Source organism: Nostoc sp., from assembly GCF_036916655.1.
In the GTDB taxonomy this organism is placed as follows: domain Bacteria; phylum Cyanobacteriota; class Cyanobacteriia; order Cyanobacteriales; family Nostocaceae; genus Nostoc.
The window spans coordinates 99,116-114,135 of sequence record NZ_JBALFY010000004.1 but is presented as its reverse complement, the minus strand read 5'-3'; the positions used below and the strand labels follow the sequence as shown (position 1 = coordinate 114,135).

Sequence of the window (15,020 nt, the reverse complement as noted above, 5' to 3'; positions counted from 1 at the left end):
TCTCTAATAATGTCCTTTAATCTAAAATCACAAATCCAAAATCCAAAATCAGGCGAGTATCAGTGTTTAGCTGACTTGAATTTATATGATTCTCCTGAATGTACGCGTTTAGCAACTCAAGCCGCATCTGGGCGACATTTATGGGTAACATCAAATTATCAAAATTTAGCAGTCGAAGTTTATTTACGTGAAGATGACTATCCGGGATGGGTATCTCTCTCAGATGTGGATTCATTACAACCTGCTACTGTACCTTATCAGGCGGCAACATTTTCTGAATCTGAAATTAAAAAATTTCTCACAGAGATTATCGCCTTTACCCAAAAAGCGATGCAACAATCAAATTATTATCTTTGGGGTGGTACGGTTGGGCCAAATTATGACTGTTCTGGGTTGATGCAGGCGGCGTTTGCTTCGGTAGGGATTTGGCTACCTAGAGATGCCTATCAACAGGAAGGATTCACTCAACCAATTACGATTGCCGAATTAGTAGCCGGGGATCTGGTATTTTTTGGAACTAGCCAAAAAGCCACCCATGTCGGACTTTATTTGGCCGATGGTTATTATATTCATAGTTCTGGGAAAGATCAGGGACGAGATGGGATTGGGATTGATGTTCTTTCGGAACAGGGAGATCGGGTTAGTCAGTCATATTATCAGCAGCTACGGGGTGCTGGTAGAGTTTTTAAGAGTTACGAACCACAGAGACGCTGAGGGTGCTGAGGCTTATGAGGAGTGGGTTAGTCGATCAAGGGGTGATGGGGGAAAATGGGGGGATTTCAGCAATTGTCCCAGATGTTTCAGTGGTGGTGCCGATACATGACGAGGTGGAAAGTTTGCCGCTTTTACTAGAAGCGATCGCATCTACTTTAGCCTCTAGTCAGATAAGTTATGAAATCATTTGTGTGGATGATGGTTCTACGGATGGTTCTGGGGATTTTCTCAAACAGGAGGCGCAAATCCGTTCTGATTTGAAGGCGGTGATTTTGCGTCGCAATTACGGACAAACGGCGGCGATGGCTGCGGGATTTTATTATGCAGTCGGTAAAGCGATCGTCACTTTAGATGCCGATCTCCAGAATGATCCGGCTGATATCCCCATGTTATTAGCAAAGCTGGATGAAGGTTACGATTTAGTGAGTGGTTGGCGGCAAAAACGTCAAGATGGTGCTGTAAATCGGTTACTTCCTTCCAAAATTGCCAATTGGCTAATTCGGCGTACTACTAGCGTGAATATTCATGACTATGGCTGTTCGCTGAAGGCTTATCGTCCCGAACTGTTAGCAGATATGAACCTCTACGGCGAATTACACCGATTTTTACCTGCTTTGGCGTACATCGAAGGAGCTAGAATTACCGAAGTACCTGTACGTCATCATGCCCGTCGCTTTGGCCGCAGTAAATATGGAATTTGGCGGACATTCCGGGTATTGATGGATTTGTTAACCATTCTGTTTATGAAAAAATTCCTCACCCGCCCGATGCACGTTTTTGGGCTGTTGGGCTTGATTTCAATGTTTTCCGGCACTGCGATCGGCATTTACTTGACTTTCGTCAAATTGGCTTTCGGTGAGATGATTGGCAATCGCCCCTTGCTGATTTTAGCAGTTCTCCTACTTGTTACGGGAGTACAGTTGTTTTGCTTCGGTCTTTTAGCCGAATTACTCATGCGTACATACCACGAATCCCAAGGACGGCCTATCTATCGCGTGCGAGAAGTGGTAGCAAAAAATGTTAAGTAAGGTAACAATAGTAGTCATTAGTCATTGGTCATTGGTCATTAGTAAATAATGAAGAGTAAATATTTGGTTGACTCTAGACAAAGGACAAATGACTAATGACAAATGACTAATGACCAATTAAATCGCATCTACCTTGAAATCATTTAATACCTTTGACACCGAACTACGGCCTAGCCTGCTTGTTTTATTTACAGCAGGTTTATTATTCTGGTCGAGTATATCTTCGCTCTTACCAACCCTACCGCTTTACATCGATGAAGTGGGCGCAAGCAAGCAAGAAATTGGGCTGGTTATGGGCAGTTTCGCCATTGGGTTATTGCTATCTCGCCCGACGCTGGGACGGCTAGCCGATGAACGTAGCCGTAAAATTGTCTTGCTGATTGGGACAATAGTTGCGACGATCGCACCCTTTGGTTACTTAGCAACCCAATCTATTGGATTGTTAATTCTGGTGCGGATTTTTCACGGCATTAGTGTTGCTGCTTTTACCACTGGCTACAGCGCCTTAGTCGCAGATTTAGCTCCCGCCCAAACTCGTGGTGAAATCATTGGTTATATGAGCCTGACAACTCCCATTGGTTTAGCAATTGGCCCTGCCTTGGGAGGGTATTTAGAAGCTGCAAGTGGTTACGGCCCGTTATTTTTGTTATCTGCTGAATTGGGTTTTGTCGCCTTCTTGGGGATTGTACAAGTCACTAATCCGCCGGCGCAAACATACGAGCAAACTGAAGGAGGGAATCGCAACTTTTGGCAAATTTTGATCAGTCCACGGGTGAGAGTTCCAACTATAGTGATGTTGCTGGTTGGTTTATCCCTTGGTGCTATACATACCTTTGTATCGCTGTACCTCAAATCCACTAATCTGGACTTCAATGGCGGACTGTTTTTTACAGCTGCGGCAATTTCTAGTTTTAGTATCAGAATATTTTCTGGTAAGGCAAGCGATCGCTTCGGTCGTGGTTTATTTATTACCTTTGCTATTTCTTGCTACGTTATAGCGTTACTACTGCTGTGGCAGGCTCACAGCGCGATCGTTTTCTTACTGGCTGCGATCGCTGAAGGTGCTGGGGGTGGTACACTCATCTCGATGATGATCACAATGATGGCAGACCGTTCCCTGCCTCAAGAACGGGGAAAAGTTTTTGCTATATGCATCGCTGGACTTGATATGGGGATTGCGATCGCTGCTCCTCTTTTGGGTATCATCGCCGAACTTGTCGGCTACCGGAATATGTTTGGTTACGGTGCTGCAATCACTTTTCTCGCACTTGTGATCTTTCTCACGCGATCGAGCAAAAACTTATCCAACTCCCTACGCTTCGCACTAGGTTTAGCTCCAGATGCTTACGCCTTAAACGACTTAAAACTTAGGAGTGATGAAATTTAACTCATCACTCCTAACTTTCAACTCTTAAATTTTAAAAACGGGCGAGGAGGGATTCGAACCCCCGACACCGTGGTCCGTAGCCACGTGCTCTAGTCCACTGAGCTACACGCCCTCACCGACAATCTATATTAACACGTTTTAACCAAATGGCGCAAGATAATTTTCCAGCTAATTTTGCCAACTTAACCCATCTAGATCGCCAAGGACAGGCGCAAATGGTAGATGTGTCTGATAAAGCACCCACCATTCGCCAAGCCGTAGCCGCGGCCAATGTGCGGATGTTACCAGCCACCTTCGCTGCCATTCAAGCCGGAAATGTCCCAAAAGGGGATGTGTTGGCAACTGCAAGAGTGGCTGGAATTATGGCAGCCAAACAAACAGCAACTTTAATTCCTCTGTGTCATCCCTTGCCTTTGCAAAAAATCGCAGTCGAAATTACACCCGATCCCCAACTACCTGGTTATCAAATTCAAGCCACAGTCAAAACCAAAGCTGAAACCGGTGTAGAGATGGAAGCCTTAACCGCCGTTTCTGTCGCTGCGCTGACTTTATACGATATGGCAAAGGCTTTAGAAAAGTCGATTCAAATTGAATCCATTCGTTTAATAAGTAAAAGTGGCGGGAAATCAGAAGATTATTTCTCGCCGGTAAGCTAAATTATTTTGGGGCATTGAAAAGAGGCGGAGGGGAAAACTCTTCTCCCTTGCTTCTTCCCCACTCCCTACACTGACTCTTAACTCAACTTTTTCAGTGTCTCAAGTAAACTGACTACAACTGAAATTGTTGCTTACAGTTTTTCTGTGCGATCGCAAGTCAGACTAACAAAAAAGTCAGCGTCCTCCTACCAAGAAGCAAGAGTGTCTTGATTCTGAATTCTGTTAGCGCAGCGGGGCGTAGCCCATTCTGAATTCTTCTTCAATTGCTTCTCCCTGTGGTAGATAGCCCTTCTACTATCAAAGATGGAGTATAACAAGAACCATTCCAATCACCATCGTTGCCCAGTGTCACCAATTGCTTCAGGGCTGTGTAGACATTACCTGCAACCATAGTATCTTTCACGCGCCCAATTACGTGACCATTTCGGACGCGGTAGCCTAAATCAACGTTGATTGAAAAATCTCCAGAAATACTGCCGCCACCACCCAGCATTTGATCCACAATTAAGCCATCATCTAATTGTCTAATCAAATCTGGTAGTGATGCCGAACCTGGCTGGATGAGAAAATTAAATAAACCAGGGGTGGGATAGCTGCCTAAACCGGGGCGAAAACCATTTCCGGTGGTGTTAGTACCGAGTTGGCGTCCGGTGGTGCGATCGCCATAGAAGTGCTGTAAAACCCCATTTTGGATAAATACTAAAGATTGAGTCGGAGTGCCTTCATCATCGAAAGGACAACTGTAAGGGCCAGCTTCCGGGTCTTGGTAGAGGGTGAGGCTGGGTGCAACTACTGCCTTACCCAGGTGTTCTGCCCAAGGGGAAGCTACTTCTAAGACTCGCTTGCCATTTAACGCTGCTTGCACAGTACCCCAAAGCATATCAGCAGCTTTAGAAGTGAACAAAACCGGGATGCGACCAGTCGGAGGTGAGATATTTTCTCTAGCCCAAATTAACCTCTGTAAAATTTGGTTAGCTAATCTCTTCGGATCGAGTCCACCCCGTTGAGTTTGTCCATCGGCAACATTCAAAAAATCATCGCCACGTACCCATTCTGCGGATACATAGCAACTGAGGGTAGTGTCAGTATAGTGACAATCTAAACCTTTGGTATTGACTAATCTAGTGGTTTCAATATCACATTCCCAATCACCATTGCACACAATATCAGGATAGGAATCACGGATAAGTGCGATCGCTTCTTTGCCCCAATCTACCAAAACCTCTATGGGCACAATTTCCCCTAAATTTGGGTAGGAGGGCTGAAAGTTAGAGCCTAATTCTACTGGTTCCGGTTGATTAAGTTGACTTAGTGCCAGAGCTTTTTCCACCATAACTTCGGCCGTGACAAAACCGTAAGCTACCGTCAGTCCCGGACGCCCGTTTCGCCAAAGCCGTAGTGCTGTACCTTCAGATTGGTTGGTTTCTAGCTGTTTGAGTCGGTTTGCCTCAAAAAACACTGGACGAGAAAGCGATCGCGACTGATACACCTCAGCTGCTTCTGCTCCAGATTTTATAGCTAGTTCAAGCAGCTGTTCTGCTAGTGTATCTTGTGACAAATTTTCAGAACCCATGACCCTTAGTGAATTGTGGATTTTGAACCGCATATCAACGCTGTCCAAGAAAGTCTAAATTGCCAAAAGCCGACAATTAGACTTTCCACTGATGAACGCAGATAACCATCCAAAAATCATCAGTATGTTTCAGCAGTTGCGTTGAAACCACAGATCAACACTGATGGACGCAGTTAATTATCCCAAATCATTGCCATGTCTCAACGTTTCTAGTCATTAGTCATTGGTCATTGGTCATTGGTCATGGTTATTCTCTTTATCTCCCCAATCCCCAATCCCCAGTCCCCAGTCCCCAATCCCCCAATCCCCAGTCCTCAATCCCCATATTCAAAGATTAACCTCTTGCAACAGCCAAAAACCAGCAAAAGATTGGGCTTTGGGATCAGACTGTACACCGATAAAATGCACACCATTAGCTTTTTGCTTGGCTTCTTCAAAACCTTTGGCTTCTGCTAAAATTTGAGGTTTTTTGATATTTGCTACAATCCAGCTTTCAGTAACACCTGTTTCTAACAGCAATCTTGCCTCTTCACTGGTATCAAATCTTAAGAAAGCCAATTCCAAACCAGACATCCAACCTGCCAAGGGCAAGGCTCTTGGTGAGAAAATTAAAATACCAGGAATACGAGCTTCGGGTGATACTTGCACCAAATCTAAAGGGAAAGCTTCACCAAAGCCGATTTCCCATTCTGGCATTTCTGCCAAATCCGCAGCATCTAAGGTGACAAATACCCACTGCTGTCCTTCCAAAGCATCTGGTAAACGTTGCGGCAAAGGTTTTTCCAGGCGGACTGAGGGATTAGTCCCCCCTTGATATCCTGGTTCTTGGGGATAGACTTCCTTGATCCGGTGTTCTAACCATTGGTTGAGAACTAAAGTCCGGCGGCTAGGCTGGGCGGGAATCCCCAAATCTTGGCAGGCTTTAGTAATCATATTGTTCATTTGGCGGCGGAAAAAGCGGATTTTAATTGGTGCTTTTCCAGCTTGGTTAATAGCCTCCTGCAACGCTGTCCGCAACCAGCCTGAATTTACCTGGGTACTGGGACAATATTGAGCATAACGAAACAAAGAATCTGCTTTTGCGCCAATATCCAACGGGCTTTCGCAGACTAAGACTTCCCAAACTTTTTTTTGGTTAGCGTCCAAAATCGGACGAGAGTAAAAATCGATTTCCCAAATACTGCCCATGTTTTGCGGTAAAAATCTGGCTGTTATGTTTTCCTGATATGTTGATCATACGAGTCTTGGGGCAGCATTTGGTATTGGGAATTGGGGAGTGGGCGATGAACGTTTGAATTCCGCTTTGCTGTACTAGTAGTAATTCACACTTCAGATAGCTGTTGAGCAAATATTTGCAGCTTAAACTAGCAATTGACTCAAAAATTATTGAAGAAGGTAGATATGCAAACCAAACAGCTTGGTAATTCAGAGCTTCACATTACTCCAATTGGCTTTGGGGCCTGGGCAATTGGTGGAGGTGGATGGGCTTTTGGTTGGGGAACGCAGGACGACCAAGAATCCATTGAAGCGATCAATCGCGCTCTCGATCTCGGCGTTAATTGGATTGACACCGCAGCTATTTACGGTTTGGGACATTCGGAAGAGGTTGTTGCTAAAGCGCTCAAAGGTCGATCTAGTCGCCCCTACGTTTTCACGAAATGCTCAATGATTTGGGATGAAAAGGGCGAAATTGGTCGCAGCCTCAAGGCGGATTCTGTGCGGCGCGAGGTTGAAGATAGTCTGCGCCGACTTGAGATTGAAACCATTGATCTTTACCAGATCCACTGGCCCAACCCTGACTCAGACATCGAAGAAGGTTGGACAACTCTGGCAAAACTCAAGGATGAGGGGAAAGTTCGCTATATTGGGGTTTCAAATTTCAATGTAGAACAGTTGAAACGTATTCAGGAAATTGCCCCAATTACGTCATTGCAACCGCCTTATTCTCTGGTGAAGCCCGATGTAGACAAGGAGATTCTGCCTTTTGCTAAGGAAAATAATATCGGCGTGATTGTGTATTCACCGATGCAGTCTGGCTTGCTCACAGGAGCGATTACACCTGAACGGGTTGCTAATTTCCCAGATGATGATTGGCGCAAGAATAGTAGTGAATTTCAGGAGCCACGCTTATCTCGTAACCTGAAGTTGGTGGAGGTATTGCAGCACATTGGTCAACAACACGATCGCTCGCCTGGTGAAGTAGCGATCGCTTGGACTTTAAACAATCCGGCGGTGACAGCTGCGATCGTTGGCGGACGCAATTCTAAGCAGGTGGAAGGAATCATCGGTGCTGGTGAATTTCGCCTCAATCAGCAGGAATTAGATAAGATTGCTGATTTCTTGCGCGAGAATCCCTAAAATTATTAAATAACTCCACCGCTCAAGCTGTGGGGTTATTTAATAATTTATTCTGCAAACCCAAACAGTTTTTTCACTTTGTCGCTACGCCAATAATATGAGGACTAATAATCGGCAATTTTGCATCAAATCGCTCATAATTGATGCTGCTAAAACCAGCATTTTCTAAGGCTATCCAAGTTTCTCTATCTGGATGACAACCATCACCGATTACTTTCCAAATCGGACTAATTCTGTTTTGCAGTTGTCGCAATAAACTTCCTTGAGGTGCAGCAACGTGTTCAATAAATAAGAAGCGTCCACCTGGTTTCAGTACTCTTAAAATTGCCTGTAATGTATAGTCTATATTCGGCACTGAACACAAAACTAATGTACTAACAACAGTATCTATGCTGTTATCTTCTGCATCTAACCATTCAGCATTACCAATGCGGAGGTCGATGTTTAAATTAAGTTTTTCTGCCTGCTTTTTGAGATAGGAATGGGTATGTGGGTTTGGCTCAATTCCTATCCAGTGGATATCTTTAGGGTAGTAGGGTAAATTAGGGCCTGTTCCTGGGCCAATTTCTAATACTTTACCTTGGAGATTCGCAAAAAGAGAAAGTTTACGCTCACCGACAATTTTATCATACGTGCCGCTACTTTTCGCCATCATCAAGGCAAAAAAACGCTTACTAAAATTGCCATAAATCTGATTTGGTGAATCTCCCATAAGTTGGTTTACAGTCATCATCTACTTCCTAAATTTTGAGTCTATAAATTGCTGTGCCAAGCAACCATTTATAGCCTCAAGGTACTATATTTTGTATTTTTTATGCCTCACCCATTAGATTCACCTAATAGGGTGATTCGGATTAACTTTAGATACTTTAAAAGATATTTATGCTCCATCTAAAGATAATAAAGAGCGTTCCGCAATTGGGAACGCTCTATTTTTGGAAATTCTGTGAAGATAGTGTGGATTTAAATTGAAAATTTCTTGTTGATCGAAATAGAATTCAGGAGCCAGAATGGGCTAAACCTTAGCTATCCGCTAACAGAATGAATTTTGTGCGCTTGGCGGATAGCGCAGCGTAAAGCCTTCTCTACGAGAGGCTCCGCCAACGGCATGGCTTCTCTACGAGACGCTGCGCGAACAGAGCGAGTCCGCATTCGCTTTTTGCACCTCGTAGAGAGCATCTTGATTCCGACTCCTGAATTCTGAATTCTGAATTCTTCTTCAAAAAATCAAGCATGGAGATTTGCTTGTTCTTGCAACCAAGGATCTACAGGTTGTCCATCTTTACGTCGTAATTCAATTTCCACTATCATAACTTCTTTGGAACCAGGAAGCGCGGGTTTTTTATGGAAAATAATGTCATAATCTTCTGGATTATGTTTGTGTTCTTTTAACCATTCCTGTACTTTGGTTGTGGCAAAAAATGATTGCCCTTGTTCAAACATTCGGGTAATCTGCAATTGCAGTGTATAAGGATTGATGCGACCCATTTTCTACCGCCTTTGTTAAGTTAATTTTTGGATGAGTAATCTGCTTACCCTAGATAATCTAACGCTAGTGCCAATTGGTTTTCGCCCTCTTTGGCAGTAGGTACAACTTAAGTAATGTTATAATAGTAATCCCAAAAATGACTACACTCCACTACTGAAGTTGTATGTACAATAAAGTACGAAGAAACAAATTAGTTAAGGATTGTTCAGCATTTATCATTGCCTCTACAACATTTCACTACTTAATTCTGTTATAGATTGAAAAGAGGCACGCCGCTTCAAAAACTGACCAACAGACTGAGATGGTTGTTATGAAGAGCAAAAATCAAGCTGTTTTCGCTTTAATTGTCAAAAGCACTATTGTTTTTTTCCCCTTACTGTTATCCGTTGGAATTGCCAATGGACAATCTGCACCATCACCTAATCCCGTATTAACTACTACTCCGGTGTTATCGAATCAGGAACGGGAAGAACTAGCACGACTACGAACGGAAAAGCGAATTCAACAGCAAGTCCAATCCGATCTTAATAGTGCTTTTAGCCGTACAACTATCTTATTTGATGTTTGGCTAGTTATATTGAGTCTATTTCCCATTGCAGTCCTAGCCTCGTTATGGCTTCTGCGACGAACGGTAATTCGTGAAATTGTTGATAGGGCAATGCAACAACTACAGGGAATGGAAAAATTACAAAATCAGCTTACCACTGTTAAAGAAGAGGCCGAAAATGTTGTTCAAGAAGCTAAAAAAATAAATTATGAATTAGAACAGGAAACTATTGCTTTACAACAAAAAATTAAAAGCGAACAAGAGAATGTATCTATTTTTACATCCGAGCTAGATTTAGCTAAATCACAGGTATTAAGTAGATTAGAAGCTGAACTCCAAAAATCTCAAGAAAATATAGAAAATTTAGAGTCTAAATTTGCCTCTAGTCTATCTAATTTAGAATTGGATTATCAACAAAAAAGAGATATAGCACTGGAGAATCTCGGAAAATTAGCATCTGTCGTAGCAGAAGAACTAGCTGATTTAAAGTTAGGTGTGCAACAACAACAAGAATTAGCTATTGCTGATTTAGAAGTATCAAAGTCTGAGTTTACATCTCAACTTTCTGGATGGCAGTCTGAGGCTCAAAAGCAAACAGATATAGCCTTTGAAAACTTAAATAAATTGCAGTCAGAATTTGCAGAGAAATTATCTGAATTACAGAGAGATGCTCAAAAGCAAAAAGATGTCACACTAGAAAATTTAAGAATATTCGATAAAGAATTGAAGTTTCAATTATCTGAATTACAAATAGATGCTGTTGAGCAAAAAAATAAAATTGTTAATAATTTAGGAGCATTACAGTCAGAGTTTGCAGTTCAGCTATCTGAGTTACAAGTAGATGTTCAAAAGAGCAAAGAGCTAATCATTGAAAATCTAGAAAAATCTGGTTCTGAATTTACTTCGCAATTTTCAGAATTACAATGGAATGCTCAACAACAAAAGATTCTCATTTTGGAGAAGTTAGAAAGATTAGAAACTGAGTTTGTCTCTCAACTATCTGAGTTACAGTTAGATGCTCAAGAAAGAAAGAATCTTATCCTTCAAAAATTAACTGAAGTTATACCTGAATCTGTTCCAGAGGTGGTGAATTTTGAAGTTGAAGAAGAAATACAAGAACAGCCACAACAACCAGAATTGACTGCTGATGAGTATGTAAAACAGGGAGATGCCTTGTTTTCCCAAAGACGCTATGAAGATGCGATCGCAGCTTACAACCAAGCGCTTAAAATCCAAGCCGATGAACCTGTGGCTTGGTTAAAACGAGGGCTAACTCTCGGAAGGTTAAAACGCTACAAAGATGCAATTTCGTCCTACGATCGCGCTATTCAGATTCAACCAGATTATCATCAAGCTTGGTGCGATCGCGGCGTTGCTTTGGGAAACTTACAACAGCATCAGCAAGCCTTTGCCTCATTTGAGAAAGCTACACAAATCAAGCCTGATGATGCCGTTGCTTGGTTGAATTGCGGTCTTTCTCTAATAGCATTAGAACAATATGAAGAGGCAATAGTCTCTTTGGATAGAGCTTTAGAATTCCAGCCCAATTCTCCCAAAATCTGGGATAAACGCGGTTATACTTTAGTGAGATTAGGACGCGATGATGAAGCGATCGCTAGTTTTGACAAAGCTTTAGAAATTAAGTCAGATTATGCCAGTGCCCATTACAACAAAGCAGCCTGTTACGCACTGCAAAGACAAGTTGAACGATCTCTGCTGACTCTACAACAAGCAATTGAACTCGATCCCAGGTATAAAGAAGACGCAGCAACCGACCTAGATTTTGATGAGATTGCCGACGATGAGCGCTTTAAGCTCCTAGTTACAGAGTAAAAATCTAAAATGCATTGGGCATTAGTTATTCCGCTCTTGCTTCCCCTGCTCCCCTGCTCCCCTGCTCCCCTGCTCCCCTGCTCCTCTTCCCCCTTCCCCAGACATCGCTTTAAGTTTAGACGTAAAAGAGTCAGAGCGATCGCTTGTTTCTGGAGTAAATTGCCCGATTGGGGCATGAATAGTAGCAGGCGGCAGCAGTTTTGGCTGTCGTTGATGATGGCTTAGTGATGGGGAAGGCGGGGGACTTTCTTGTGAAATTTGCCTTTGGCTGACAGCAGATGCTAGCTGAAGGGTTGCCGAAGAGGCAAATTTCCCAGAAAGCGAAGATTTTAAAGCAGTTTTATTCTCTCTATCTTCCTGCTTCCCTTCTTCTTCAGCTAAAGATGCCTTTGATTGGGAGCTTTTCAGTTGTAGAGTTGCAGTATTGCTGTATTGATAGCCGTTGCGAATCTTTGATGGTGGTAATTGAGGACTCGTCACTTTCTCTACAGTGGGATTTTTCTTCGCTGGCGCTAGGGCTGGTGTCGGCGACGAGGTTAGGCTTTGGGGAAACTTGCTACAAACCATACGTTCAAATTCCATATTGAAATGATATGTAGCCTGATCCCGGCGCTGCCAAAATACTAAGATTTGTTGCACAGAAACCGCTTTATAACGACCTTGATATAGTGCCTCAATCACTGCCAGGTGTAGCCAATTAAGTGGGTATTGCGTTTGCCAACGCTCGACTAGCTCATTGGCACTATATCCACTGAGATCAAAACTATAGTTAATTAATAAGGCGATCGCCAAGTTGGCAGAAGTATCTGGAAGTGTTGTTAACATGGGGCTATTAGCTTTAGGCAATAGGTCTAAGATTTGTCACCCACTGCATATTAGCCTAACGTGCTTTTAACTACATGGTTTTTTTTCCACAAGTTACCAAAACGATAAGCAGTGTCCCCTATTTTACTTGTGAACTTCTAGAATGCAACCCTATATAGACTGATTTACAGAAATTTTCAATTATTTATAGTATGAATGAGATGGGGATTGGGGATTTGGTGTACTTTAATTAGTTGAAAAGCTCTGTAATCGGCTGTGTTCGCCCGATGGCGACTAATGCCTGATAAACCATTGCTGCAACTTCGGCGCGTGTTGCTAAACGTGAAGGTGCAAGCACTTTCGGATCTGGATAGTTGACAACTATTCCCCATCGTGTAGCAGTAGCAACGGCTTTTCGGGCATAGTCGGGAATGGTATGACGATCGCTATATACTTCTAAAATATCGCTATCAACAGCTGTTAGTCCCAGTCCATTCACTAGGGAGACAATCACCTGTAGCCGCTGCACATGTTGATCGGGGCGGAAAGTGCGATCGCTAAATCCGCCAACAAAGCCACCGCTAGCCGCAATTTGGATAGCGCTATAAGCCCAAAAATCCTTGGGTACATCCGTAAAATCAGGTGCTAGGATTTTGGAAAATGGGTTAAAGGCGATCGCCACCATATCTGCATACTGGGCGCGAGTCATGGGTTTATCTAGCTGGTAGCTACTATCAGCAAAAGCATGAGTTAAATTCATGCTCACTAATGCCTGAATAAATGGTTCTGCCCAATGTCCATCTAATTCGGGAGATGCGAAAAGTGTTTGAGATGGGGATTGTGTCGGGATATCAGAATAATTAGTGCTAACTGCTACCTGATTAGTTGGGATCAATTCGACCAAGCCCTTGACTAGAGGAGAATTTAATTGATTACCTACGGAAACTATTTTTTGTGTAGTAGCATTATATAGATCAAATTCATGATTATCACGAAAAATATTATTGGCGGGATCTTGAATATTACCTAAATCGGGGACTGCATCGCCATTGACGAATAGACCACCTTGGGTATTTTGAGCAATGAGATTTTGACGCAGGATAGGTTGGGCGTTGCGAGAAAGTGCGATCGCTGTGCGATTTTCTGATAATTTATTATTGGCGATCGTTGGAGCAGCAAAATCACTAATTGCTATGCCTAAAGGGTTTCTTTGAAATACGTTCCGCAGTACTTCTCCCTGGCTATGACCTGCCATCACTAAACCGCTAGCAGTATTTTGCACAAATATGTTATCTGAAATTGTGGGCTTGGCAGTACCAGTGGTAAACACACCTTCTCGCCCACAGTCACTTAAAGTATTGTTAGCTAAAGTAGGTACAGCCGATTCAATCCAGATACCAGTACCCCTGACCGAAGGATTGGTAACAGTTACACCTAAAACACAGGCATTATCTACCAAGAGCAGTGTAATATTTTGCATACCAAAGCTGAGACTTTGATACTCACCACTCCCGTAAATTACAATCTCTGCACCTTTTTTTGCTTCATTACCCACCACTGTCGTCCCTCCAGGGATGACCAGTGGAAACACCTCACCACTAGCAGCGCTGTAATTTCCCGATTCCAGATGAATTATCGTCGGGATTTTGGTTAATTTTAAGGCACGGGTGAGGCTTTTAAACGGACTCAACCGTGAACCAGTATTGGTATCATTCCCTGTCAGAGGGTTGACATAGAGTGTGACAACGAGGGTAGAGTTCACCATTGATAGTTGAGAGTCAATTGTTTTAATTATGACAATCAACAGTGACATTAAAGCGGCTCGTTGCTCTTTTGGAAGAGGATAAGACAGATGAGCGAATTTTTCTCCCCTGCTCCCTACTCCCTGCCTCTTTGGTCAAACATTCTCATCAAGGATTGTTCCTTCTATATTGGCTCCATCCAAATTTGCTCCGCTCAAATTAGTCTGGTTCAAATCTGCTTGAGTAAGATTTGCCTGAGACAAGTCAGCTACAGTTAAATCTGCACCACTTAAATCGGCTCCATCTAGATTCGCCGCTATCAAGCTTGCTTCCTGCAAATCCGCCTCACTCAAGTTAGTGTCAATCAGTTTCGCAACCGTCAAATCAGCATGATTCAAATTAGCCCCTTCCATTGAAGCTCCATCCAAGATAGCTCCATCCAAAATAGCTCCGCTTAAGTTGCTACCACTGAGATCGGCATTGCTCAAATCTGCTCCATTTAAATCTGCTTCAATCAAACTGGCGTGGCTTAAATTAGCGTGACTCAGATTAGCTCCATCTAAAATTGCTTTATCTAAAATTACACCACTGAGATTGGCTTCCCTTAAGTTGGCCTCGCTCAAGTTAACACCAGTAAAATCTCTGACACCTGCGGCATAGTTTTTCAGAAGTTGATCTGCTTTCATATTTGTCGCTATGCTAAAGAACATTTAATTGAGGCTATTAACTGAGGCTATCCAAACAGGCAGTAAATCTCGCTCCAGCACGCGCCACTGAAGATTTGTGGTGAATCAAACTAGAGTGAGTATTGAATCAACTTTATCTAGATTAGTCATCCTTAACCACTAGCACCACTATCTAGAGTTGTGAGTTACTTTCACACTTCAGA

Annotated in this window: 13 protein-coding genes and 1 tRNA gene; 6 read left to right on the top strand and 8 right to left on the bottom strand. The window is 42.9% G+C overall.

Annotated features, from left to right (window positions below; translation table 11 throughout):
• Positions 1–9 precede the first annotated feature (9 nt).
• From V7L31_RS00995 to V7L31_RS00985, 3 genes are all read left to right on the top strand, one after another.
• Positions 10–714 (top strand): C40 family peptidase, encoded by a 705-nt coding sequence (locus V7L31_RS00995; RefSeq protein WP_334694525.1) that lies wholly within the window; start codon positions 10–12, stop codon positions 712–714.
• A gap of 14 nt (positions 715–728) precedes the next feature.
• The gene (locus V7L31_RS00990; RefSeq protein ID WP_334694524.1) at positions 729–1,742 is read left to right on the top strand and encodes a glycosyltransferase family 2 protein; all 1,014 of its coding nucleotides are present in this window, start codon (positions 729–731) and stop codon (positions 1,740–1,742) included.
• A gap of 133 nt (positions 1,743–1,875) precedes the next feature.
• On the top strand, positions 1,876–3,129 hold the full coding sequence (locus tag V7L31_RS00985) for an MFS transporter (RefSeq protein ID WP_334694523.1): 1,254 nt from the start codon (positions 1,876–1,878) through the stop codon (positions 3,127–3,129).
• Between the two features lie 38 nt (positions 3,130–3,167).
• Here V7L31_RS00985 and V7L31_RS00980 read toward each other — a convergent pair.
• Positions 3,168–3,241 (bottom strand) — tRNA-Arg (locus V7L31_RS00980).
• A 34-nt stretch (positions 3,242–3,275) separates the two neighbouring features.
• Here V7L31_RS00980 and moaC point away from each other — a divergent pair.
• A complete protein-coding gene (gene moaC, locus V7L31_RS00975; protein WP_334694522.1) occupies positions 3,276–3,785 on the top strand; it encodes a cyclic pyranopterin monophosphate synthase MoaC in 510 nt (169 codons plus the stop codon).
• Positions 3,786–4,044: 259 nt separating this feature from the next.
• On the opposite strand, the gene V7L31_RS00970 is transcribed toward moaC, so the two are convergent.
• On the bottom strand, positions 4,045–5,358 hold the full coding sequence (locus tag V7L31_RS00970; protein ID WP_334694521.1) for a TldD/PmbA family protein: 1,314 nt from the start codon (positions 5,356–5,358) through the stop codon (positions 4,045–4,047).
• Between the two features lie 327 nt (positions 5,359–5,685).
• Positions 5,686–6,546 (bottom strand): Tab2/Atab2 family RNA-binding protein, encoded by an 861-nt coding sequence (locus V7L31_RS00965; RefSeq protein WP_334694520.1) that lies wholly within the window; start codon positions 6,544–6,546, stop codon positions 5,686–5,688.
• A gap of 213 nt (positions 6,547–6,759) precedes the next feature.
• On the opposite strand from V7L31_RS00965, the gene V7L31_RS00960 reads away from it, so the two are divergent.
• Positions 6,760–7,716 (top strand): aldo/keto reductase, encoded by a 957-nt coding sequence (locus V7L31_RS00960; protein ID WP_334694519.1) that lies wholly within the window; start codon positions 6,760–6,762, stop codon positions 7,714–7,716.
• Positions 7,717–7,789: 73 nt separating this feature from the next.
• Here the strand turns inward: V7L31_RS00960 and V7L31_RS00955 are convergent, their stop codons facing one another.
• Positions 7,790–8,449 (bottom strand): class I SAM-dependent methyltransferase, encoded by a 660-nt coding sequence (locus V7L31_RS00955; RefSeq protein ID WP_334694518.1) that lies wholly within the window; start codon positions 8,447–8,449, stop codon positions 7,790–7,792.
• A 494-nt stretch (positions 8,450–8,943) separates the two neighbouring features.
• Positions 8,944–9,204 (bottom strand): hypothetical protein, encoded by a 261-nt coding sequence (locus tag V7L31_RS00950; protein ID WP_334694517.1) that lies wholly within the window; start codon positions 9,202–9,204, stop codon positions 8,944–8,946.
• A 311-nt stretch (positions 9,205–9,515) separates the two neighbouring features.
• Here V7L31_RS00950 and V7L31_RS00945 point away from each other — a divergent pair, with 311 nt between their 5' ends.
• On the top strand, positions 9,516–11,585 hold the full coding sequence (locus V7L31_RS00945; RefSeq protein ID WP_334694516.1) for a tetratricopeptide repeat protein: 2,070 nt from the start codon (positions 9,516–9,518) through the stop codon (positions 11,583–11,585).
• A 21-nt stretch (positions 11,586–11,606) separates the two neighbouring features.
• Here the strand turns inward: V7L31_RS00945 and V7L31_RS00940 are convergent, their stop codons facing one another.
• The 3 genes from V7L31_RS00940 to V7L31_RS00930 form a co-directional block, all read right to left on the bottom strand.
• Complete coding sequence (locus tag V7L31_RS00940; RefSeq protein WP_334694515.1) at positions 11,607–12,410, bottom strand: hypothetical protein; 804 nt, start codon at positions 12,408–12,410, stop codon at positions 11,607–11,609.
• 229 nt (positions 12,411–12,639) lie between these two features.
• Entirely contained in the window at positions 12,640–14,154 is a 1,515-nt protein-coding gene (locus tag V7L31_RS00935) for a DUF1565 domain-containing protein (RefSeq protein ID WP_334694574.1), read from the bottom strand.
• A gap of 132 nt (positions 14,155–14,286) precedes the next feature.
• Entirely contained in the window at positions 14,287–14,817 is a 531-nt protein-coding gene (locus tag V7L31_RS00930) for a pentapeptide repeat-containing protein (RefSeq protein ID WP_334694514.1), read from the bottom strand.
• Positions 14,818–15,020: the final 203 nt, after the last annotated feature.